Origin of the sequence: Pseudomonas sp. DSV-1 (assembly GCF_035830915.1) — a bacterium.
Lineage (GTDB): Bacteria > Pseudomonadota > Gammaproteobacteria > Pseudomonadales > Pseudomonadaceae > Aquipseudomonas.
In genome coordinates this window covers 475,924-495,083 of sequence record NZ_JAYMYG010000001.1, presented here as the reverse complement: position 1 = coordinate 495,083, position 19,160 = coordinate 475,924, and the positions used below count along the sequence as shown (strand labels likewise).

Here is a 19,160-nt window from a genome sequence, read left to right as displayed (position 1 = left end):
TTATTCTTGACCTCTGCAACTGCGTTTGGGCCCTTGATGCTCCGGCCCAACGCTTTGATCGGTGTTACTGATCCGACGTCACAACGCTTGGCTGACCCAAATTGGCCTGGCGCACGCTGTTTTGCGTTTGCTGTACTTCACCCGCCGAGGCAATGGGCCCCAGGCGCACTCGATGCAAGGTTTGCTGATTGCGCACAATCGAGCTGATGAATACTGGGGTGCTGACCATGCCACTGAGCTTGGAACGAAGCAACTCGGCGGCGTCCGGATTGGCAAAGGCGCCTACCTGCAAATACGTACCCTGGCCCTTGGGCAGTGTGCTGACCGGTACCACATCGGCGGCGTGCTGCTGGGCCGGCGGCGTCCATTGCTCAATCTTGCCGGTAGAGACGGTCGGCCCGGTGTTCTGGGCCATTTTCGGCTCATTGAGCATCAAGGGAGCCGGACGACCACGCTGGGCCCACCAGGCTTGCGGGTCAATCCCTTCAACCTTGACCCGTGCCGTACCGGTTTCGGCATAGCCCAGTTTCTTGGCGGCAGCGTAGGAGAGGTCGATGATGCGATCCGAATAAAACGGGCCACGGTCGTTGACCCGCAGGACCACGGCCTTGCCGTTATCGAGGTTGGTCACTTTGACGTAGCTGGGCAACGGCAGGGTTTTGTGCGCCGCGCTCATGCCGTACAGGTCATACACTTCGCCATTGGCCGTGTTCTGACCGTGAAACTTGGTGCCGTACCAGGACGCAGTGCCAGAAGCCACATAGGTCTTGGACTCTTGCATCGGAAAGTAGGTCTTGCCCAGCACCGAATACGGCGCGGCCTTGTAAGGACCGCTGTGCAAGGTCGGCGTGGCATCCGGGATACGGGATACGTCGACATCCCACCACGGCGCACCATCTTTATGGGCGCGATTGATGTCCAGGCCCGGCTTGGAACTGACACCGCCAGAGGTTTGCGGGGTCGTCGAACGGCTGCTGGAGCAGCTCACCACCAGCAACGCCAGGGCGGCGCAGGCAGCGAGCTTCAAAGGTGTGCGGATCGCTAGAAACGGCATTACTTGTTGCCCCGTGCTTGAACCAGCAGGTCGGACAGTTGATGCACTGCCATGGCGTACATCACGCTTCGGTTATAGCGCGTGATCGCATAAAAATTCTTCAGGCCCATCCAGTATTCAGGGCCATTGGCGCCTTCAAGACGGAACGCCGTGACCGGCATATCGTCGGGCAGCGCATCATGACTCGACCAGCCCAGCGCTCGCAACTCCCCGACGGTCTTGACCGGCTCAATGCCCTGGGTCAGGCCTTCATCGGCCCGATCACCGGTCACATCGGCGCGAATCACCACCGGCTCACCGGCCACCCAGCCGTGACGCTTGAAGTAGCTGGCAACACTGCCGATGGCATCGTCCGGATTGCTCCAGATATTGATATGACCATCACCGTCGAAGTCCACGGCATAGGCGCGAAAGCTGCTTGGCATAAACTGCGGCAAGCCCATCGCCCCGGCATAAGAGCCTTTAAGGGTGAGCGGGTCAACTTGCTCTTCGCGGGTCAGCAGCAGGAACTCACGCAGCTCCTTGCGAAAAAACTCGGCGCGCGGCGGGTAATCGAACCCCAGGGTCGACAGCGCATCGATCACCCGGTAGTTGCCGGTGTTGCGGCCATAAAAGGTTTCGACGCCGATGATCGACACAATCACCTGGGCCGGAACCCCGTACTCCTGCTCGGCGCGGGCCAGTACGGCTTCGTGTTCACGCCAAAAATCCACACCACGGGCAACCCGGGCGTCGGTCAGGAACATCGGGCCGTACTCTTTCCACTGTTTAACGCGTTCGGCCGGGCGAGAAATGGCATCGAGGATGCTCTGTTTACGCTCTGCCTCACGGAACACGCCCATCAGTTGCTCGCCGGCAAATCCGTAGTCGCGGGTCATCTCACCGACGAACTCAGCCACCTGGGGCGAGCCTTCGTAGTCACCGGCTACCGCGCCCTGCGCTGCCCCGAACAGACCCAGCAGGCCCACCCATGACGCGTATCGAGCGGCCCAGCCACGCATTGCTTGCATTGAATAATTCACCTTAATCAAACTTGTGCGATCCACTTGCGATGTGTGTGAATCGACATCAAAACCCCAAACGCTGACAACAGCGTCACGAGCGAAGTGCCGCCGTAACTGATAAATGGCAATGGCACGCCCACCACCGGTAGCAAGCCACTGACCATACCGATGTTGACGAAAACATAAACAAAAAACGTCATGGTCAGGCTGCCCGCCAGCAATTTGCCGAACAGGGTCTGCGCCTGGGCCGTGATCACCAGGCCGCGACCAATCAACAGCAAGTAAATCAGCAGTAACGCGCAGATGCCGACCAGGCCGAACTCTTCGCCCATCACCGCAATAATGAAGTCGGTGTGGCTTTCGGGAAGAAAGTCCAGGTGCGACTGGGTGCCCAGCAGCCAGCCCTTGCCGAACACCCCGCCCGAGCCGATGGCGGCCTTGGACTGGATAATGTTCCATCCGGTGCCCAGCGGATCGCTCTCAGGATCGAGGAAGGTCAGAACCCGCTGTTTCTGATAGTCGTGCATCACGAACATCCACATGGCAATCGCCACGGGCACCGTCGCTGCCAGCACGCTGAGGATCCAGCGCCAGCGCAGCCCGCCCATGAACAGCACGAACGCACCGCCCGCCAGTACCAGCAAGGCCGTACCCAGGTCGGGCTGGCGCACAATCAGGGCAAAGGGCACCCCGATCAGCATCAGGCTGACCGCCACATGCTTGAGTTGCGGTGGCAAGGTCCGCTTGGACAGATACCAGGCGATGGTCGCCGGCATGAGGATTTTCAGGAACTCCGAGGGCTGGAAGCGAATCACACCCGGAATATTGATCCAGCGTGTGGCGCCCATGGCGTTGTGGCCCATGACGTCCACCACCACCAGAAGCAACACGCCAGCCAGATAACCGATCGGTACCCAGCGGGCCATAAAACGCGGTTCAAGCTGAGCGATGATGAACATCGACACCAGCCCGATCCCGAATGAAGTCGCCTGCTTGCTGAGCAAGTCCCAGTTCTTGCCACTGGCCGAATACAGGACAAACAGGCTGCCGGCCGCCAGGGTCAGCAGCAAAATCAGCAGCGGGCCATCCAGGTGCAGACGCTGAAGCAGCGTGGCACGCCGACGCATCACATCCTCGCTGGAGAGGATGCGGTCAAAATTACTGATCATTGGCCGTAACCTCTGCCTTTACGGGACCGCCGTACTCGGGTTTGAGTTTGCCGTCTTCACCCAGCAACCAGGCGTCCATGACCTTGCGCACCACAGGCGAGGCTACGCGGCTGCCGGCTTCGCCGTTTTCAATCATGACCGAGACCGTGATCTGCGGGTTGTTGGCCGGGGCAAAGCCGACGAACAAGGCGTGGTCACGGTGACGCTCCTGAACCTTGGAGCGGTCGTATTTTTCGCCCTGCTTGATCGCCACCACCTGTGCCGTACCGCTTTTGCCGGCAATCAGGTATTGCGCGCCAACACCCGCAACCCGCGCCGTGCCACGTGCGCCATGCACCACTTGCTGCATGCCGTGGTTGACCTTGGCCCAGTTGGACGGGTCACGCAGGACGATGTCCGGTACCGGATCCGGATCCACCGGCGGCACGCCTTCGATGGTCTTGGCCAGGTGCGGACGAATCCACTTGCCTTTACTGGCAATCAGCGCCGTGGCCTGGGCCAGCTGCAGGGGCGTGGACTGCATGTAGCCCTGACCGATCCCCAGAATCAACGTCTCGCCGGGGAACCAGGCCTGACGCCGGGTGGCCCGTTTCCACTCGCGGGACGGCATCAGCCCGGCGGATTCCTCGAACATGTCCAGGGAGACCTTTCGCCCGATACCGAACTGATTCATGTAGGTCGACAGACGATCAATCCCCAGCTTGTGGGCCAGATCATAAAAATAGGTGTCGTTGGAGCGCATGATCGCGGTGTCCAGATCGACGTAGCCGTCACCGGTGCGGTTCCAGTTACGATATTTGTGATCGTAATTGGGCAACTGGTAATAGCCGGGGTCATACACGCGTGAAGTACCACTGATCACGCCACTGTCCAGCCCCGCAATTGCGACGGCGGGCTTGATGGTCGAACCAGGTGGATACAGGCCGCGCAGGATGCGGTTGAACAATGGGCGATCAATCGAATCGCGCAGCTCGGCATAAGCCTTGAAGCTGATGCCGGTCACGAACAGGTTGGGGTCGAAACTCGGCTGGCTGACCATGGCCAGCACTTCCCCCGTCATCGGGTTAAGTGCAACCACCGCGCCACGACGCCCTGCCAGGGCCTCTTCGGCCGCCTCTTGCAGCTTGATATCGAGGCTGAGCACGATGTCTTTGCCGGGGATCGGGTCGGTACGCTTAAGCACCCGCAATACCCGGCCCCGGGCATTGGTTTCGACTTCTTCGTAACCCACCTGGCCGTGCAGCTCGGCTTCGTAGAAACGCTCGATGCCGGTTTTGCCGATATGGTGCGTGCCGCTGTAGTTGACCGGATCGAGGGTTTTAAGCTCTTTCTCGTTGATCCGCCCCATGTAACCCACCGAGTGCGCAAAGTGCGCGCCTTGCGGGTAATGGCGCACCAACTGCGCAACCACCTCCACCCCGGGCAGGCGGAACTGGTTTACAGCAATCCGGGCGATCTGCTCTTCGTTAAGCTCAAACAGAATGGGCACCGGCTCAAATGGCCGCCGCCCCTGCTTCATGCGCTTTTCAAACAGGGCGCGATCTTCAGGCGCAAGCTGCAGCACTTCAACAATGACGTCGAGCACTTGCTGCCAGTCGCCGGAGCGCTCGCGGGTCATGCTCAGGCTGAAGCTGGGACGGTTGTCCGCAATAACCACGCCATTACGGTCAAAGATCAAACCCCGTGTAGGCGGGATCGGCTGCACATGCACCCGGTTGTTTTCTGACAAGGTGGAGTGGTACTCGTACTGCACCACCTGCAGATAATAAAGTCGCGCGAGCAATACGCAGATCAATCCCACCACGACAAATGCGCCGACCACGACGCGTCCGCGCACAAGGCGTGAGTCTTTCTCGTGGTCTTTAAGGCGAATCGGCTGAGACATTCAGGGCGCTGAGCTATTTGTGATACGGGTGCCCGGACAACACTGTCCAGGCGCGATACAACTGCTCACCGATCAGAATCCTTACCAACGGGTGCGGCAACGTCAATGGCGACAGCGACCAGCGCTGGTCAGCGCGGGCGCAGACTTCCGGCGCCAGCCCTTCCGGGCCACCGACCATAAAGTTCACCGTGCGCGAATCCAGGCGCCAGCGGTCGAGTTCAACCGCCAGCTGCTCGGTACTCCACGGTTTGCCGTGCACTTCCAGGGTTACGATCCGCTCACCGGGGCCGACTTTGGCCAGCATGGCCTCGCCTTCCTGTCGGATGAATCGAGCCACGTCGGCATTCTTGCCACGGGTATTGAGCGGTATTTCCACCAGTTCAAGGGCCAGCTCGGATGGCAGACGCTTGGCATATTCATGCCAGCCTTCTTCCACCCATTTAGGCATACGTGAACCGACAGCGATCAAACGCAGGCGCACAGCGAACCCTTACTCTTGGTCTTTGTTGAGCTTCAGGAAGTGCTCATGGGTGTTTTCCGGGCTGTGGTGAGCAGCACTGCCAGCACGGCTTTGTTCAGCACCGGCCCACAGACGCTCCAGGTCGTAGAACTGACGGGCACTGGCGGTCATCATGTGAACGATCACGTCGTCCATGTCCAGCAGAACCCAGTCGCTGTCGCCCTTGCCTTCTTCGCCCAAAGGCTTGACGCCCAGAGCCTTGACCGCTTCACGAATCTTGTCGAGCATCGCGCCGATCTGACGGTTCGAAGTACCGGTAGCGATGATCATGAAGTCAGTGATGCTGTGCTTGTCACGAACGTCGATGACCTGAATGTCCTGGGCCTTGACGTCTTCCAGAGCGCTAACCGCTACCTTGACCAGCTCTTCGCCCTTGAGCGGCTCGTTGGTGAAGGTTTTTTCTGGCAGAGGGGCGCTTTTGAACGTGCCTTTGCGCTTTACTTTGCTTACATCTTTGTCAGTCATATAAAACTCGTTTTGCTCGTATGTTCGGGTGTTTCAATACACGTCAATTCGCGCCTTGAAACACGCCCTTTTTAGTTCGACGCACGGTAAAGCCCGTGCGCATCGATGTAGGCCAGGACCGCGTCGGGCACCAGGTAACGTACCGACTTACCGCTGGCCAGCAGTTGACGGATCTGGGTGGCGGATACCGCGAGCGGCGTCTGCCAAACGAATGCAATCTGTCCGCTTGCCCCCTTCAGGGCCAGCGGGTCGCTTACCGAGCGCGCTGCCAGCAGGTTGCGCAAGGCATCCGGCGGTTCGCTGTCGGCATCCGGGCGCTGTAGCACCAGGATATGGCAATGCTGGAGCAACTCTTCCCAGCGATGCCACGTGGGCAGGCCGCAAAAAGCGTCCCAACCCAACAGTAAAAACAACTGGTCGTGCGCGGCCAACTCGGCCCGCATCAGTTCCAGCGTATCGATCGTGTAGGACGGTTTGTCCCGCTGCAGCTCCCGGGCGTCCACTACCAGCGTAGCCACTCCTGCGACAGCACACTCGACCATCGCCAAACGGTCATGAGCCGACACCTGGGGCGTATCGCGGTGAGGAGGCCTGGCATTGGGTGTCAGACGAAGCTCGTCGAGCTCCATCATTTCAGCCACTTCAAGTCCGCCACGCAAATGCCCGATATGCACCGGATCGAAGGTTCCACCCAGCACGCCTATGCGCAGGGGTAACGCTTCGATTTTCGGTGCCGGCCCTGACGCTTTAAGAGCGACCAAGTCAGACCGGCTCCTGACCGCGCAACTGGCCATCACCTACCACAATGTACTTCTCGCAGGTCAGACCTTCGAGACCGACCGGTCCGCGGGCGTGCAGCTTATCAGTAGAAATGCCAATCTCCGCACCCAATCCGTATTCAAATCCATCGGCAAAGCAGGTTGGTGTGTTGAGCATCACGGAACTGGAGTCCACTTCGGCCATAAAACGCCGGGCTTCGCCCTGATGTTCGGTCACGATCGAGTCGGTGTGGTGGGAGCCGTAGTGATTGATGTGTTCAATCGTCTGATCAAGCCCGTCGACAACACGAATCGACAAAATCGCGTCCAGGTACTCGGTGTTCCAGTCATCTTCAGTCGCCGCCACCACGTCGATCAGCGCCTGGGTGCGTTCGCAACCGCGCAGTTCGACGCCCTTGGCGCGAAATTGTTCAGCCATTGCCGGCAGAAAATCAGCAGCCACCGCCTGATCCACCAGCAGGGTTTCCATCGCCCCGCAAATGCCATAACGGTAGGTTTTGGCGTTGAACGCAATGCGTCGGGCCTTCTCCAGATCAGCATGGGCACTGACGTACACATGGCAAATCCCGTCCAGATGCTTGATCACCGGCACCCTGGCGTCACGGCTGACACGCTCGATCAGGCCTTTGCCACCCCGTGGCACGATCACGTCAACGTACTCGGGCATGGTGATCAATGCGCCCACTGCGGCGCGGTCGGTCACTTCAACCACTTGCACCACGGCTGGCGGCAGACCGGCCTCGGCCAGCCCTCGCTGAATGCAGACCGCAATGGCACGGTTGGAGTGAATGGCTTCGGAACCACCGCGCAAGATCGTCGCATTGCCTGACTTCAGGCACAGACTGGCGGCATCAATGGTCACGTTCGGACGCGACTCATAGATGATTCCGACTACACCCAGCGGCACGCGCATCTTGCCTACCTGAATACCCGAGGGGCGGTAGCTCATGTCGCGGATCGCGCCAATAGGGTCTGGCAGGCTGGCCACCTGACGCAAGCCGACAATCATGCTGTCGATGCGTGCAGGGGTCAGCGCCAGGCGCTCCAGCATGGCTGGCTCAAGGCCGTTGGCCCGGCCAGCGGCCAGGTCCAGTTCGTTGGCGGCAACAAGTTCCAGGCGAGCGGCATCCAGTGCAGCGGCAGCGCCGTGCAAGGCACGGTTTTTCTGCGCAGTGCTGGCACGGCCAATCACGCGGGAAGCTTCGCGAGCAGCGCGACCCAGGCGGGTCATGTAGTCAAGAACGGACTCAGTCATGGTCTCAAGGGTCTTGGCAGGGAGGAAAGCGGCCGATTATAGCGGTCCAACCGCCTTACGCACAGCGGTGGCAGGCGGATGGTCGAAATGGACTACAAATACACGGCGTTCAGCCCCGATTAAGCATGACTTGCTATTATCTGCCCCTTTTCAGCTATCCACTGACCGCCCTGAAAATGCCCATGATGCTGCCTGATGCCTTTTTCGACCGCGACGCCCAGCTTCTGGCTCGTGAACTGCTGGGCAAAGTCATCCGCCATCGGGTCAACGGCCTCTGGCTCAGTGCACGGATTATCGAAACCGAAGCCTATTACATGGCCGACAAGGGCAGCCACGCTTCGCTGGGGTACACCGAAAAACGCAAGGCGCTGTTTCTGGATGGCGGGCACATCTATATGTATTACGCCCGTGGCGGCGATTCTCTGAACTTTAGCGCCCACGGCCCCGGCAACGCGGTACTGATCAAATCGGCTTTCCCGTGGCTGGATGAACTGTCGGGCCCGGACAGCCTGGCGCAGATGCAACTCAACAACCCCGATGCCCAAGGCAACCCGCGCCCCGAGCAGAAACTCTGCGCCGGGCAAACCCTGCTGTGCAAAGCACTGGGCCTCAAAGTCCCCGTATGGGATGCAAAATGTTTCGACCCCGAACGTTTATGGGTCGATGACGTCAGAGAAAAACCTTCGCGGATCATCCAGACCACTCGCCTGGGCATACCCCACGGACGGGACGAGCATTTGATGTACCGCTTTGTTGACGCTGACTACGCCGGGCATTGCACCCGAAACCCCCTGCGCCGCGGTCAGGTCGAAGGACAGGATTATGTGATTGTGCAAAACCCGTAACCCCTGTTGCGGGAGCGGGCAAGCCCGGCTCCCACCGGCTCTACACTGGCTCACACATTGACCCGAGCCCGCTTCAAGACTGCTGCTCCCACAAGAAACCTGAAAGCGAATAAGGAAATTGAAACATGGGCCCGTGGCTCGATAGCGTAACCGGCTGGCTGACAGCCAACCCGCAGTGGCTGGGCCTTGCGGTGTTTATTGTGGCGTGCGTGGAGTGCCTGGCGATTGCCGGGATCATCGTTCCCGGCACCGTGCTGTTGTTCGCCATTGCCGTGATGGCTGGCAGCGGCGCCCTGTCACTGGGCCAAACGTTGCTGTTGGGATTTCTCGGCGGGCTACTGGGTGACGCGGTGTCTTACGCCTTGGGCAGACGCTTCCACCAGAACATTCGACGCTTGCCACTCTTGCGCACCCACCCTGAGTGGATGAACGGTGCCGAGAGCTATTTCCATCGCTATGGCATTGTCAGCCTGTTGATTGGTCGTTTTATCGGCCCATTGCGCCCCATGTTGCCGATGGTGGCCGGGATGTGCGACATGCCGCTGCCTCGATTCATCGGCGTCAGCCTGCTGGCGGGTGCAGGCTGGGCGGTTGCGTATCTGCTGCCAGGCTGGGCAACCGGCGCAGCCATTCGCCTGCCGCTGCCCGAGGGCTTTTGGCCTCAGGCAGCCATCGTTGCCGTGGGGCTGGTTGCCCTGCTGGGTCTGAGCATCAATGCCAGCATCCGCCGCCAACCCAGGGCCACACTCCTGATCGGTGCGTTAAGCCTGACCCTGCTGCTGGCCGTTTTCATTGGCTACCCGCACATGACCGCTTTCGACCAGGGCATCATTGCGCTGGTACAAGAGCACCGTAGCAGCGCCATGGACACCGCGGCGGTACTGGTGACGCAAATCGGCAACTTCCGCACGCAGTTTTTAGCGGCGGCGCTGGTGTGCGTCATTCTGCTGTTTGCAAGGCAATGGCGGGCGATGTGGTTCTTTGGCGGGGTCACGTTGTTTACGGCCTTGGCCAATACAGCGACCAAACACTTTTTCGCCCGGGTGCGCCCCGAAGTACTGGTCGACCCGTTGACCAGCTACAGCATGCCCAGCGGCCACAGTTCGGGGGCATTTGCGTTTTTTGTAGCCCTGGCGATTCTGGCCGGACGCAATCAGCCCCAGCGCATGCGCGTCACCTGGGTACTACTGGGGTGTTTGCTGGCAATTACCGTGGCGATGTCGCGGGTGTACCTGGGGGCTCACTGGCCAACCGATATCACCGCAGGCGCCCTGCTCGCCATCACCGTCAACGCACTTGCCCTGGCGTTGAGTCAGCGATTCATGCCGCTTGAGCCCGTGCCTCAGAAAATCTGGTGGCTGATCTTGCCATCGGTGACTGCGCTCTACGGCTTTTTCATGCTGGCCCACCTGTCCAAAGAGCTGCTGCGCTACGCCTATTGAACCGAGCACGGCATGACGCCCGCGAGGTGCTCTATAAATTGAACGCCTCGCCCTGGATCTCATCAAGCAACACTTGAATCCCGTCCAGACGCTGCTGCGGGTCATCGACCTGCAGCAGTTCGATCTTGTCCGCTTCGGCAAAAGGCAACAGGTACGCCAGTTGATTGGCCAATGACTGCTGCCCGGCCACTTCGGTATTCATGTTCAAGGCGGCGACCATCGGGTGCTCGGCCAGCGCCCTGAGCAAGGCCAGCAGATCCAGATCCTCGTCCTGAAGCGGTTGCTCGGGGATCTCGCTCAGCCACTCGACCTGTGCTACCAGCAACTGGTCGCGCTGCAACTCAGTGCTCAGCACCTCAAAGCGACGCCCGCCTTCAACCCGAATCCCCAGCAGCCCATTGTCCTGCTGCTGAAAGTCGCGGATCAGCGCTTCGCAGCCGATCCCGGCGATGTCCTGGGGCGCATCACCGACTTCTCGCCCCTCAAGGATGCACACCACGCCAAAGCCCGTGCCCTGCTTCATGCAGCGGGCAATCATGTCCAGATAGCGCGCTTCAAAAATCTGCAAATCCAGTACACAACCCGGAAACAGCACCGTCTTCAAAGGAAACAGCGGCAACGTCATACACTCACCCTTACACCACGAGGGTCACGGCCAACGGCAAGAAGACTGCCGTGGCAACGCCCATCAGACTCATCGCCAACGCCGCAAAAGCGCCGCACTCTTCACTCTCCTGCAACGCCACCGACGTGCCGACTGCATGCGCCGTCATGCCCAGCGCCATGCCACGGGCCTCCGGGCTATGAACCCCCAAAAGCTGTAGCAGGGCCGGCCCGCAAATTGCGCCTATCACCCCTGTAATCAATACAAACACTGCTGCCAGCGCGGCGACACCGCCAATCTGTTCAGCCACCAGCATGGCAATCGGCGAGGTGACCGATTTGGGCGCAAGGGTCATCAGCATCATGTGTTCGGCCCCGAACCACCAGGCCAGCCCCACCACCAGCCCGGTGGCGAACACACCGCCAATCATCAGCGTAGTAAAAATGGGCCAGAACAATTGACGAATTCGCCGCAGGTTCAAATACAACGGCACCGCCAGCGCCACCGTCGCAGGCCCCAGCAAGATACTCAGGATGTCCGTGCTTTTGCGGTACTCGGCATAGCTCAAGCCGCAACTGAGCAATACACCGATCACCAGCAGCATCGACGCCAGTACGGGCTGCAGGAAGAGCCAGCGGGTTTTTTCGTAGGCGGCAAGTACCAGTTGATAGGCACCCAAGGTGATGCCAATGCCAAACAGTGGATGGTGGATGACTGACTCCCAGGCGCCTTGCCATTGAACACTCATGGCCGCTCCTCGGGGTGGCTGTGACGCTTGAGCAGGCGCTGCATCAGCACCCCCACAAACCCCATCGAGATCAACAGCGACAGCACCAGCGCACCGACGATGGCCCAAAAGTCAGCGGCAATGTCGGCGGCATACACCATGACGCCCACCGCGGGTGGCACCAGCAACAAGGGTAGATAACGCAACAGACTGCTGGCCGCCTCGCTCAATGGCTCGCCGACCTGACCCCGCACCATCAAAAAGCCCAGCAACAGCACAAGCCCAATAATGGGACCGGGCAACACAGGGACGAACAAGTGATTGAGCGCAGTGCCCAGCAATTGAAACAGCACCAGCCAAGTCAAGCCGCGTAACAACATCTCACCTCTCCAGCGATTTTTTTTGTGCCGCATTATAAGCACGTCCCGCCGACCAACGGCCCTGGCTTGCACCCTGGCATGCAATAACTGTCGATGTTTCATCCGGACCTATAGACAGTCCCCATTGCTACGGCATACTCGGTGGCTTAATTATCCGGATCCCGCTATGCGCCCATTTGCCCCCCTTGCTTTGACCCTGCTGCTGACGGCCTGCGGTGACGGTGAATCACTGTTACCGCCAGACGCACGCCTGCCCGATGGCGGGCGTTATCGTGGCGAAGTGGTCAACGGGTTGCTGCAAGGCCAGGGCCGCATCGACTACCCGAACGGCAGTTGGTACGCAGGGGATTTCAAAAATGGCCTGTGGCAAGGCCAGGGCGAATGGCACGCCAGCAATGGCGATGTGTATCGCGGCGGCTTTGAACAAGGGCTGTTTAGCGGCCAGGGTAGCCTGACCGCTCACGACAGCACCTATGTAGGCGGGTTCAAGCAGGGGCGGCGCGAGGGTGAAGGCACTCGCAAAGAGGCAGGCTTGAGCTATCGCGGCGAGTTCAAGGATGACCAGTTCTCCGGCAACGGCCAGCTTGAACTGGAAGACGGCAGCCAGTACAAAGGCCAGTTTGCCCACGGCAAGCCCCACGGCGAAGGGATGCGCAGCGATGCCAGCGGCAATGAATTTACCGGTCAGTTCGTCAATGGCGAGCTGGAAGGCAACGGCGTGTTCAACAGCGCAGACGGCGACCAGTACGAAGGCGCGTTCAAGCACAACCAGCTGAACGGCAAAGGCCGCTATGAAAATGCCGACGGTGACGTCTGGGTCGGGGAATTCAAGGACGGTGCACTGACCGGCAAGGGCGAACTGATCGGCATCGACGGCAGCCATTACCGCGGCATGTTCAACGAATGGCGCTTCAACGGCCCCGGCCATTTGAGCCTGCCCGACGCCAGCAGCTATGTGGGTGAGTTTGCCGCAGACACCTATCAGGGCCAGGGCACCCTGACCCTGGCCGATGGCACGGTGCAAAGCGGTTTCTGGCTCAACGGCCAGCGGGTACGCGATGCCAATGGCAAGGTCTTGCCCGATCCGCTGGAGCTGGGGCTACTCAACCAGGGCACGCTGCTCAACGAGGCACTGGCAGGCATTGCACCCTCAACACCGGCCATTGAGCTGTACAGCCTGGTGCTGGCAGGCGACGGCAAACAAAGCGTGTTCAAGCGCGAAGCCGACTACGTCAACGACATGCTCGCCAGCCGCTTTGGCAGCCGTGGCCAGATCACGTTGGTGAACCACCGCGACCACCTGCTCGATCGTCCCATGGCCACCCGCGAGAACCTGCACCGCGCAGCCCTTACCCTGGCCGAACGTACCGGGCCGGAAGACCTGATCTTTATTTACCTGACCAGCCACGGCACCCAGGAACACGAACTGGTACTGGATCAGCCCCGTCTGGAGCTGGCAGACCTGCCCGCCGACGACCTCGCGGCGGCACTGGCCCCACTGAAAAACCGCGACAAGATCATCGTGATTTCATCCTGCTATTCGGGCGGTTTTATCCCCGCACTCAAGGATGAAAAGACCCTGATCATGACCGCATCCAAGGCTGATCGCGTGTCCTTCGGCTGCTCGGAAGAAGCCGACTTCACTTACTTCGGCAATGCCTTGTTTGCCCAGGCGCTGAACCAGACAGACGATTTGCAAAAAGCCTTCAAGCTGGCCAAAGGCTATGTCGCCGAGCGCGAGGTGGCTGATGGCTACGAACCTTCTGAACCGCAGATCTGGGCGCCAAAAGGCGTTCTGAACCACTGGCAACGCTTGCGTCAGCAACAAGCAAAACAGGCTTTGCAGTAAGCAAATAACCCTGGAATGGCTACGCTGGTTGTATCAAGGGAGAAACACTATGCACTTGACGCCTTCACATATTCTGCTCGCAGGAGCCACCGGCCTTACGGGTGAGCTGTTGCTCGACCGCCTGCTCAATGAACCGACCATCACCCGAGTGCTTGCCCCTTCGCGCAAGCCTCTGGCAGCGCATCCGCACCTGGAAAACCCGGTAGGGGATCCAGCCGTATTCCTGCCCCAGCTGAGTGGGCAGGTCGATGTGGCCTTCTGCTGCCTGGGCACCACCATCAAACAGGCTGGCTCGGAAGCGGCATTCCGCGCAGTCGACCATGACATGGTGGTGGCTTTCGCCAAACGGGCACGGGAAATGGGCGCCCGGCACCTGATTGTGATCAGTGCCATTGGCGCCGATCCCAAATCTTCGGTGTTCTATAACCGGGTCAAAGGCGAGATGGAGCAATCGCTGCGCGCCCAGAACTGGCCGCAACTGACCATCGCACGCCCTTCGCTGTTGCTCGGCGACCGCGTTGAACCGCGACTGGCGGAGCAGATCGCGGGGCCATTATCCAAACTGATTCCGGGCAAGTACCACGGCATCGAAGCATGCCAACTGGCCCGGGCCCTTTGGCGCCTGGCGCTGGAAGAGCAGGACGGCATACGGGTGATTGAGTCCGATGAACTGCGCAAGCTGGGCAAATAGCCAGCAACCCGTTCGCTACAAACCGCCGCTGGCCTGAAACCCGACACCCAGCACGGTCAGCACTGACAACGGCAACACCACCGTGTCGAGCAACGCACTGGCGGGCAGGTCCAGCCCGGGATATCGCGGAGCATCGGCGCCAAAGCGATCCTTGGCGCAACACCCTCCCTGCAACGCATACAGGTCAAGCCGGGTGCCCGAATAGACAATCGGAGCACCCGGCTTGGCTGCGTTCAGCGTACGTACGCTGGCGCAACCACACACCAGAGCCGCCACCAGCAAGGCCAGCAGCGCCTTATTCATCGCCGCCCACATGGTGTTCACCCCAACGCGGGAGCATGTCCTGGGGGATATTGAGCAGGTTGAGAATGCGCGCCACCACAAAATCCACCAGATCATCGATGGTCTGTGGCTGATGATAAAAGCCGGGGGACGCTGGCATGATCACCGCGCCCATATTGGACAGCTTGAGCATGTTCTCCAGATGGATGCTGGAGTACGGCGCTTCACGGGGCACCAGAATCAACTGGCGGCGCTCCTTGAGGGTCACATCGGCCGCCCGCTCCACCAAGTTATTGCAGGCGCCAGTGGCAATCGCCGACAGCGTGCCGGTCGAACAGGGCACCACCACCATCGCTGCCGGAGCTCCCGACCCCGAAGCCACCGGCGACATCCAGTCTTCCTTGCCGTACACCCGAATCTGTCCGGCAGCAGCCCCGGTGTATTCAGTCAGGAACGCCTGCATCGCCTGCGGTTTGGCCGGCAGGCTGACGTCGGTTTCAGTGGCCATCACCAACTGCGCCGCCTTTGAGATCAGGAAGTGCACTTCGCGATCCTCTCGCACCAGGCAGTCGAGCAAGCGCAAGGCGTACTGCATGCCCGATGCGCCGGTGACGGCCAGGGTTATACGCTCCGGGCCGCTCATTGCAGCGCGTCCGCCAGCTTGCCATGCAGGCCGCCGAAGCCACCGTTGCTCATGATCACCACATGGGCGCCCGGCTTAACCTGAGCCTTGACCTCGGCAATGATGGCTTCCAGCGAATCGCACACCTTGGTCGGTACAGGACTCGACGCAACCGTCGCCGCCAGATCCCATCCCAGATTGGCCGGTGCGTACCAGACCACGTGATCGGCCTGTACCACACTTTGCGGCAGACCATCACGGTGGGCACCAAGCTTCATGGAATTGGAGCGCGGCTCAATCACGGCAATCAGCGGTGCATCACCGATGCGCTTGCGCAGGCCGTCGAGGGTGGTCGCAATCGCGGTCGGGTGGTGGGCAAAGTCGTCGTAGATGGTAATACCGTTAACTTCAGCGACTTTTTCCATACGGCGTTTCACGCTTTTGAAGGCACTCAAGCCATCAATTGCCAGGCTCGGTACAACGCCCACATGGCGTGCAGCAGCCAAGGTCGCCAAGGCATTGGCCACGTTGTGCTGGCCGGTCATGTCCCAGTCGACGGTGCCCTGCAGGACGCCGTCAAACAGCACCTCAAAACGCGAACCATCGTCACTGAGCAGGCGAGCTTGCCATTGGCCGCCCTCGCCCGTGGTTTGCACCGGCGTCCAGCAACCCATCTCGATCACACGCTGCAAGGCAGGCTCTGTGGTCGGATGGATCACCAGCCCTTCACTCGGAATGGTGCGCACCAAATGATGGAATTGACGCTCAATGGCCGGCAAATCCGGGAAGATGTCGGCATGATCGAACTCAAGATTGTTCAGGATCGCCGTGCGCGGACGGTAGTGAACGAATTTCGAACGCTTGTCGAAAAACGCGCTGTCATATTCGTCGGCTTCCACCACAAAGAACGGGGTGTCACCCAAACGGGCCGACACGGAAAAGTTTTGCGGCACGCCACCAATCAGGAACCCCGGCGCCATGCCCGCGTGTTCCAGGACCCAGGCCAGCATGCTGCTGGTGGTGGTTTTGCCGTGGGTGCCGGCCACGGCCAACACCCAGCGACCCTGCAGCACATGGTCGGCCAGCCATTGCGGGCCCGAGACATAGGGCAGGCCTTTGTTCAGCACATACTCCACTGCCGGGTTGCCCCGCGACAGCGCGTTGCCGATCACCACCACATCCGGAGCCGGATCGAGCTGAGACGGGTCATAGCCCTGAGTCAATTCGATACCTTGAGCCTGCAGCTGGGTGCTCATTGGCGGATAGACGTTAGCGTCAGAGCCGGTAACGTGATGGCCCAGTTCTTTGGCCAGAACCGCCAGCGAACCCATGAAAGTGCCGCAAATACCAAGAATATGAATGTGCATAGTCGACCTCGTAAATCATCGGCGAAGGGTAGCGCAGGGGGGTTCTTTTCGCACCTGATGATTCATGTGGGAGCGGGCTTGCTCGCGATGACATCACCGCGGTTTGCCAGGCAGACCACAGCTCCCACACACGTGAAGTCGCTCTGTTCAGCGCTCAATCCCATGCTTGCGCAGCTTTCTATAAAGGGTATTGCGGCTAACCCCCAGTTGCAGCGCCGTATGGGTCATGTGCCAGCGGTGCAGTTCGAGCGCCAGCAACAAGGCCTGCTTTTCGGCATCCTCAAGCGGGTGTTCACAAGGTTCGGGGACCCTGGACGGAGCCAGGCGAATAGTGGCAGGCAAGTCGCCGAACTGGATCACATCGTCGTCACACAAAGCCGCCAGGGTGCGCAGGACATTTCGCAATTGGCGCACGTTGCCCGGCCAGGCAAACTCCAGCAGCGCCTCGCGCGCGCCCAGGCTGATCCGCAACGGTTGCCCGCCCGCCTCTTCTGCCAGCAAGAAGTCCAGCAACTGCGACTTGTCAGTGCGATCGCGCAACGCTGGCAGGCCGACTTCCAGCCCGTTGAGACGGTAGTACAAGTCCTCGCGAAAACTGCCGTCGGCCACCCGCTCCTGCAAGTTACGGTGAGTCGCGCTGATGATGCGCACGTTGACCTCCAGCGGTTCGCCCCCGATCGGCACCACCTGACGGTCCTCCAGCACTCTTAATAGACGGGTTTGCAGCGCTAGTGGCATATCGCCAATTTCGTCGAGGAACAAGGTGCCGCCATCGGCCTGCTGCAATTTGCCTTGCATGCCTTCCTTACGGGCCCCGGTGAAGCTGCCGCCGCGATAACCGAACAGCTCGCTCTCGATCAGGCTCTCCGGAATCGACGCGCAATTGAGTGCCACGAAAGGCTGGCTGCTGCGCAAACTGGCCTGGTGCACGGCCTTGGCAAAGGCTTCCTTGCCGGAACCGGTTTCGCCGTTGATCAGCAGCGGCACATCCCGCTCAAACACCCGCAGCGCCCGGCGAAAATCGACCTGCAGGGCCTCATCCCCCAGACAAATCCCGCTTGGGCGCGCGCGAACGGGTTCAACGTGCACGGCGACCGGGGCTGGCCCTTGTCGCGGCTGGCCGCGCAGCGCCGCAAACAGTCGGCGACCATCGCGGGTGCGCAGCGGCCAACTGGTGCTCGCATGGGCAGTGGCCCGAGAAAAAAGCTCATCTCGCTGGCAATCGAAAACACTTTCGACCACGTGCCCAAGCAGCCCCCCACGTACGTGGCCCAGCAAGTTCAAGGCACTTTGGTTAACCGCGCAAATAATCCCGTCACCATCAAACGCCAGCATGCCCTCACTGAACAGCCCGACGGACTCTGCCTGCAGGTGAAAGCGCAACAGCCACTGGTTTTCGAAATGCCCCAGGAAGTAGCTGTTCTCGATGATCTTGGCCGACAGGTTGACCAGCGCCATTGTATGAAACTGGCTCTGACGCGAAGCCTCATGCCGTGCCGAAGACACATCCAGCACCGCCAGCAACTCGCCCTGCGGATCAAACACAGGACTGGCCGAGCAGGTCAGCCCGGTGTGCCGACCGCGAAAGTGTTCGTCCTGGTGGATCGTCAGCGCCTGACGCTCCACCAGGCAAGTGCCGATACCATTGGTGCCCTCCCGCGCCTCGCTCCAGTCAGCTCCCAGCCACAACCCGGCCTGCTCGAACACCTTGCGTTCGGAAGGCGCGGTGACACAGTTGAGAATCACGCCACGGGCATCGGTCAGCAACACTGCGTGCCCGGCACCGGAAAGCTGCTGATGCAGGCTGTTCATTTCGTGACCGGCAATTTTCAGCACCTGCTGCAACCGCTCGCGGCCTTCGAGAATGCGCCCTTGTTCAAGCACGGTCGGGGCAATGGTCTGCGCGGGATCGAGATGGTAGTCCTCCAGGCAACGTTGCCAGGAGCGAACGATAGACGGGTCACACCCTTGAGGGCGGCCCTGGGTGACATCAATCACTTGCCGTGCGTGACGGCTCAAATCGGTACTGTGCATTTCTTATTGTTCTCCGCTCTGTCTCGGTGGTCTCCCGCTCGACGGAGGCAACTCGCCCTCAGCGACTACAGAGATCCAGTCCAAACCGAACATCCAGCATCCTCTCGCCTGCAGCCCTTTGCAATCACGAACTGACCCGCCGGTCATCGGTTGCGCCAAGAACGGTACATATTGTCACAGCTTCTG

At 60.2% G+C, this 19,160-nt stretch carries 19 protein-coding genes; 4 read left to right on the top strand and 15 right to left on the bottom strand.

Annotated elements, in window-relative coordinates; translation table 11 throughout:
• Positions 1-64: 64 nt before the first annotated feature.
• The 8 genes from VSQ83_RS02380 to VSQ83_RS02345 all read right to left on the bottom strand — a co-directional run bounded on the left by VSQ83_RS02380 (position 65) and on the right by VSQ83_RS02345 (position 8,131).
• Positions 65-1,054: a septal ring lytic transglycosylase RlpA family protein gene (locus VSQ83_RS02380; protein ID WP_219262637.1), complete on the bottom strand. Its 990-nt coding sequence runs from the start codon at positions 1,052-1,054 to the stop codon at positions 65-67.
• Complete coding sequence (gene mltB, locus VSQ83_RS02375; protein ID WP_133077020.1) at positions 1,054-2,064, bottom strand: lytic murein transglycosylase B; 1,011 nt, start codon at positions 2,062-2,064, stop codon at positions 1,054-1,056. The genes VSQ83_RS02380 and mltB overlap by 1 nt, the downstream gene beginning before the upstream one ends.
• Positions 2,065-2,081: 17 nt before the next feature.
• A complete protein-coding gene (rodA, locus tag VSQ83_RS02370) occupies positions 2,082-3,185 on the bottom strand; it encodes a rod shape-determining protein RodA (protein WP_219262646.1) in 1,104 nt (367 codons plus the stop codon).
• A gap of 31 nt (positions 3,186-3,216) precedes the next feature.
• Positions 3,217-5,112 (bottom strand): penicillin-binding protein 2, encoded by a 1,896-nt coding sequence (gene mrdA, locus VSQ83_RS02365; RefSeq protein WP_219262636.1) that lies wholly within the window; start codon positions 5,110-5,112, stop codon positions 3,217-3,219.
• Positions 5,113-5,125: 13 nt separating this feature from the next.
• A complete protein-coding gene (gene rlmH, locus VSQ83_RS02360) occupies positions 5,126-5,593 on the bottom strand; it encodes a 23S rRNA (pseudouridine(1915)-N(3))-methyltransferase RlmH (RefSeq protein WP_003444191.1) in 468 nt (155 codons plus the stop codon).
• A 9-nt stretch (positions 5,594-5,602) separates the two neighbouring features.
• Positions 5,603-6,097: a ribosome silencing factor gene (gene rsfS, locus VSQ83_RS02355; RefSeq protein WP_219262635.1), complete on the bottom strand. Its 495-nt coding sequence runs from the start codon at positions 6,095-6,097 to the stop codon at positions 5,603-5,605.
• 71 nt (positions 6,098-6,168) lie between these two features.
• Positions 6,169-6,891, bottom strand: a complete 723-nt coding sequence (gene nadD, locus VSQ83_RS02350) for a nicotinate-nucleotide adenylyltransferase (protein WP_257623002.1) — start codon at positions 6,889-6,891, stop codon at positions 6,169-6,171.
• The gene (locus tag VSQ83_RS02345; RefSeq protein WP_133077025.1) at positions 6,860-8,131 is read right to left on the bottom strand and encodes a glutamate-5-semialdehyde dehydrogenase; all 1,272 of its coding nucleotides are present in this window, start codon (positions 8,129-8,131) and stop codon (positions 6,860-6,862) included. Before VSQ83_RS02345 ends, nadD begins: the two co-directional genes overlap by 32 nt.
• A 176-nt stretch (positions 8,132-8,307) precedes the next feature.
• Between VSQ83_RS02345 and VSQ83_RS02340 the strand changes: the two genes are divergently transcribed.
• The gene (locus VSQ83_RS02340) at positions 8,308-8,976 is read left to right on the top strand and encodes a DNA-3-methyladenine glycosylase (RefSeq protein ID WP_133077086.1); all 669 of its coding nucleotides are present in this window, start codon (positions 8,308-8,310) and stop codon (positions 8,974-8,976) included.
• A 125-nt stretch (positions 8,977-9,101) separates the two neighbouring features.
• Positions 9,102-10,418: a bifunctional DedA family/phosphatase PAP2 family protein gene (locus VSQ83_RS02335; RefSeq protein WP_326425177.1), complete on the top strand. Its 1,317-nt coding sequence runs from the start codon at positions 9,102-9,104 to the stop codon at positions 10,416-10,418.
• 31 nt (positions 10,419-10,449) lie between these two features.
• Here the strand turns inward: VSQ83_RS02335 and VSQ83_RS02330 are convergent, their stop codons facing one another.
• Genes VSQ83_RS02330 through VSQ83_RS02320 form a run of 3 tightly spaced genes read right to left on the bottom strand, consistent with a single transcriptional unit; the run spans position 10,450 to position 12,129 of the window.
• Positions 10,450-11,043, bottom strand: coding sequence for an LON peptidase substrate-binding domain-containing protein (locus VSQ83_RS02330; protein WP_133077027.1), 594 nt, complete (start codon positions 11,041-11,043; stop codon positions 10,450-10,452).
• Positions 11,044-11,053: 10 nt separating this feature from the next.
• Entirely contained in the window at positions 11,054-11,770 is a 717-nt protein-coding gene (locus VSQ83_RS02325) for an LrgB family protein (RefSeq protein ID WP_133077028.1), read from the bottom strand.
• Positions 11,767-12,129, bottom strand: coding sequence for a CidA/LrgA family protein (locus VSQ83_RS02320; protein ID WP_133077029.1), 363 nt, complete (start codon positions 12,127-12,129; stop codon positions 11,767-11,769). The genes VSQ83_RS02325 and VSQ83_RS02320 overlap by 4 nt, the downstream gene beginning before the upstream one ends.
• 166 nt (positions 12,130-12,295) lie before the next feature.
• Between VSQ83_RS02320 and VSQ83_RS02315 the strand changes: the two genes are divergently transcribed.
• Positions 12,296-13,978 (top strand): C13 family peptidase, encoded by a 1,683-nt coding sequence (locus VSQ83_RS02315; RefSeq protein WP_133077030.1) that lies wholly within the window; start codon positions 12,296-12,298, stop codon positions 13,976-13,978.
• 49 nt (positions 13,979-14,027) lie between these two features.
• On the top strand, positions 14,028-14,669 hold the full coding sequence (locus VSQ83_RS02310) for an oxidoreductase (RefSeq protein ID WP_326425174.1): 642 nt from the start codon (positions 14,028-14,030) through the stop codon (positions 14,667-14,669).
• Positions 14,670-14,684: 15 nt separating this feature from the next.
• Here the strand turns inward: VSQ83_RS02310 and VSQ83_RS02305 are convergent, their stop codons facing one another.
• The 4 genes from VSQ83_RS02305 to VSQ83_RS02290 form a co-directional block, all read right to left on the bottom strand.
• Positions 14,685-14,972: a YceK/YidQ family lipoprotein gene (locus VSQ83_RS02305; RefSeq protein WP_133077032.1), complete on the bottom strand. Its 288-nt coding sequence runs from the start codon at positions 14,970-14,972 to the stop codon at positions 14,685-14,687.
• The gene (ubiX, locus tag VSQ83_RS02300; RefSeq protein WP_133077033.1) at positions 14,965-15,594 is read right to left on the bottom strand and encodes a flavin prenyltransferase UbiX; all 630 of its coding nucleotides are present in this window, start codon (positions 15,592-15,594) and stop codon (positions 14,965-14,967) included. The genes VSQ83_RS02305 and ubiX overlap by 8 nt, the downstream gene beginning before the upstream one ends.
• Positions 15,591-16,940: a UDP-N-acetylmuramate:L-alanyl-gamma-D-glutamyl-meso-diaminopimelate ligase gene (gene mpl, locus VSQ83_RS02295; protein ID WP_326425172.1), complete on the bottom strand. Its 1,350-nt coding sequence runs from the start codon at positions 16,938-16,940 to the stop codon at positions 15,591-15,593. Before mpl ends, ubiX begins: the two co-directional genes overlap by 4 nt.
• A gap of 147 nt (positions 16,941-17,087) precedes the next feature.
• The gene (locus VSQ83_RS02290) at positions 17,088-18,974 is read right to left on the bottom strand and encodes a sigma-54-dependent Fis family transcriptional regulator (RefSeq protein ID WP_326425170.1); all 1,887 of its coding nucleotides are present in this window, start codon (positions 18,972-18,974) and stop codon (positions 17,088-17,090) included.
• Positions 18,975-19,160 lie beyond the last annotated feature (186 nt).

Bases quoted from the DNA above. Each gene is read 5' to 3' on its own strand.
- VSQ83_RS02380 (WP_219262637.1), bottom strand. From the start codon at position 1,054: ATGCCGTTTCTAGCGATCCGCACACCTTTGAAGCTCGCTGCCTGCGCC.
- mltB (WP_133077020.1), bottom strand. From the start codon at position 2,064: ATGCAAGCAATGCGTGGCTGGGCCGCTCGATACGCGTCATGGGTGGGC.
- rodA (WP_219262646.1), bottom strand. From the start codon at position 3,185: ATGCGTCGGCGTGCCACGCTGCTTCAGCGTCTGCACCTGGATGGCCCG.
- mrdA (WP_219262636.1), bottom strand. From the start codon at position 5,112: ATGTCTCAGCCGATTCGCCTTAAAGACCACGAGAAAGACTCACGCCTT.
- rsfS (WP_219262635.1), bottom strand. From the start codon at position 6,097: ATGACTGACAAAGATGTAAGCAAAGTAAAGCGCAAAGGCACGTTCAAA.
- nadD (WP_257623002.1), bottom strand. From the start codon at position 6,891: ATGGCCAGTTGCGCGGTCAGGAGCCGGTCTGACTTGGTCGCTCTTAAA.
- VSQ83_RS02345 (WP_133077025.1), bottom strand. From the start codon at position 8,131: ATGACTGAGTCCGTTCTTGACTACATGACCCGCCTGGGTCGCGCTGCT.
- VSQ83_RS02340 (WP_133077086.1), top strand. From the start codon at position 8,308: ATGCCCATGATGCTGCCTGATGCCTTTTTCGACCGCGACGCCCAGCTT.
- VSQ83_RS02335 (WP_326425177.1), top strand. From the start codon at position 9,102: ATGGGCCCGTGGCTCGATAGCGTAACCGGCTGGCTGACAGCCAACCCG.
- VSQ83_RS02330 (WP_133077027.1), bottom strand. From the start codon at position 11,043: ATGACGTTGCCGCTGTTTCCTTTGAAGACGGTGCTGTTTCCGGGTTGT.
- VSQ83_RS02325 (WP_133077028.1), bottom strand. From the start codon at position 11,770: ATGAGTGTTCAATGGCAAGGCGCCTGGGAGTCAGTCATCCACCATCCA.
- VSQ83_RS02320 (WP_133077029.1), bottom strand. From the start codon at position 12,129: ATGTTGTTACGCGGCTTGACTTGGCTGGTGCTGTTTCAATTGCTGGGC.
- VSQ83_RS02315 (WP_133077030.1), top strand. From the start codon at position 12,296: ATGCGCCCATTTGCCCCCCTTGCTTTGACCCTGCTGCTGACGGCCTGC.
- VSQ83_RS02310 (WP_326425174.1), top strand. From the start codon at position 14,028: ATGCACTTGACGCCTTCACATATTCTGCTCGCAGGAGCCACCGGCCTT.
- VSQ83_RS02305 (WP_133077032.1), bottom strand. From the start codon at position 14,972: ATGAATAAGGCGCTGCTGGCCTTGCTGGTGGCGGCTCTGGTGTGTGGT.
- ubiX (WP_133077033.1), bottom strand. From the start codon at position 15,594: ATGAGCGGCCCGGAGCGTATAACCCTGGCCGTCACCGGCGCATCGGGC.
- mpl (WP_326425172.1), bottom strand. From the start codon at position 16,940: ATGCACATTCATATTCTTGGTATTTGCGGCACTTTCATGGGTTCGCTG.
- VSQ83_RS02290 (WP_326425170.1), bottom strand. From the start codon at position 18,974: ATGCACAGTACCGATTTGAGCCGTCACGCACGGCAAGTGATTGATGTC.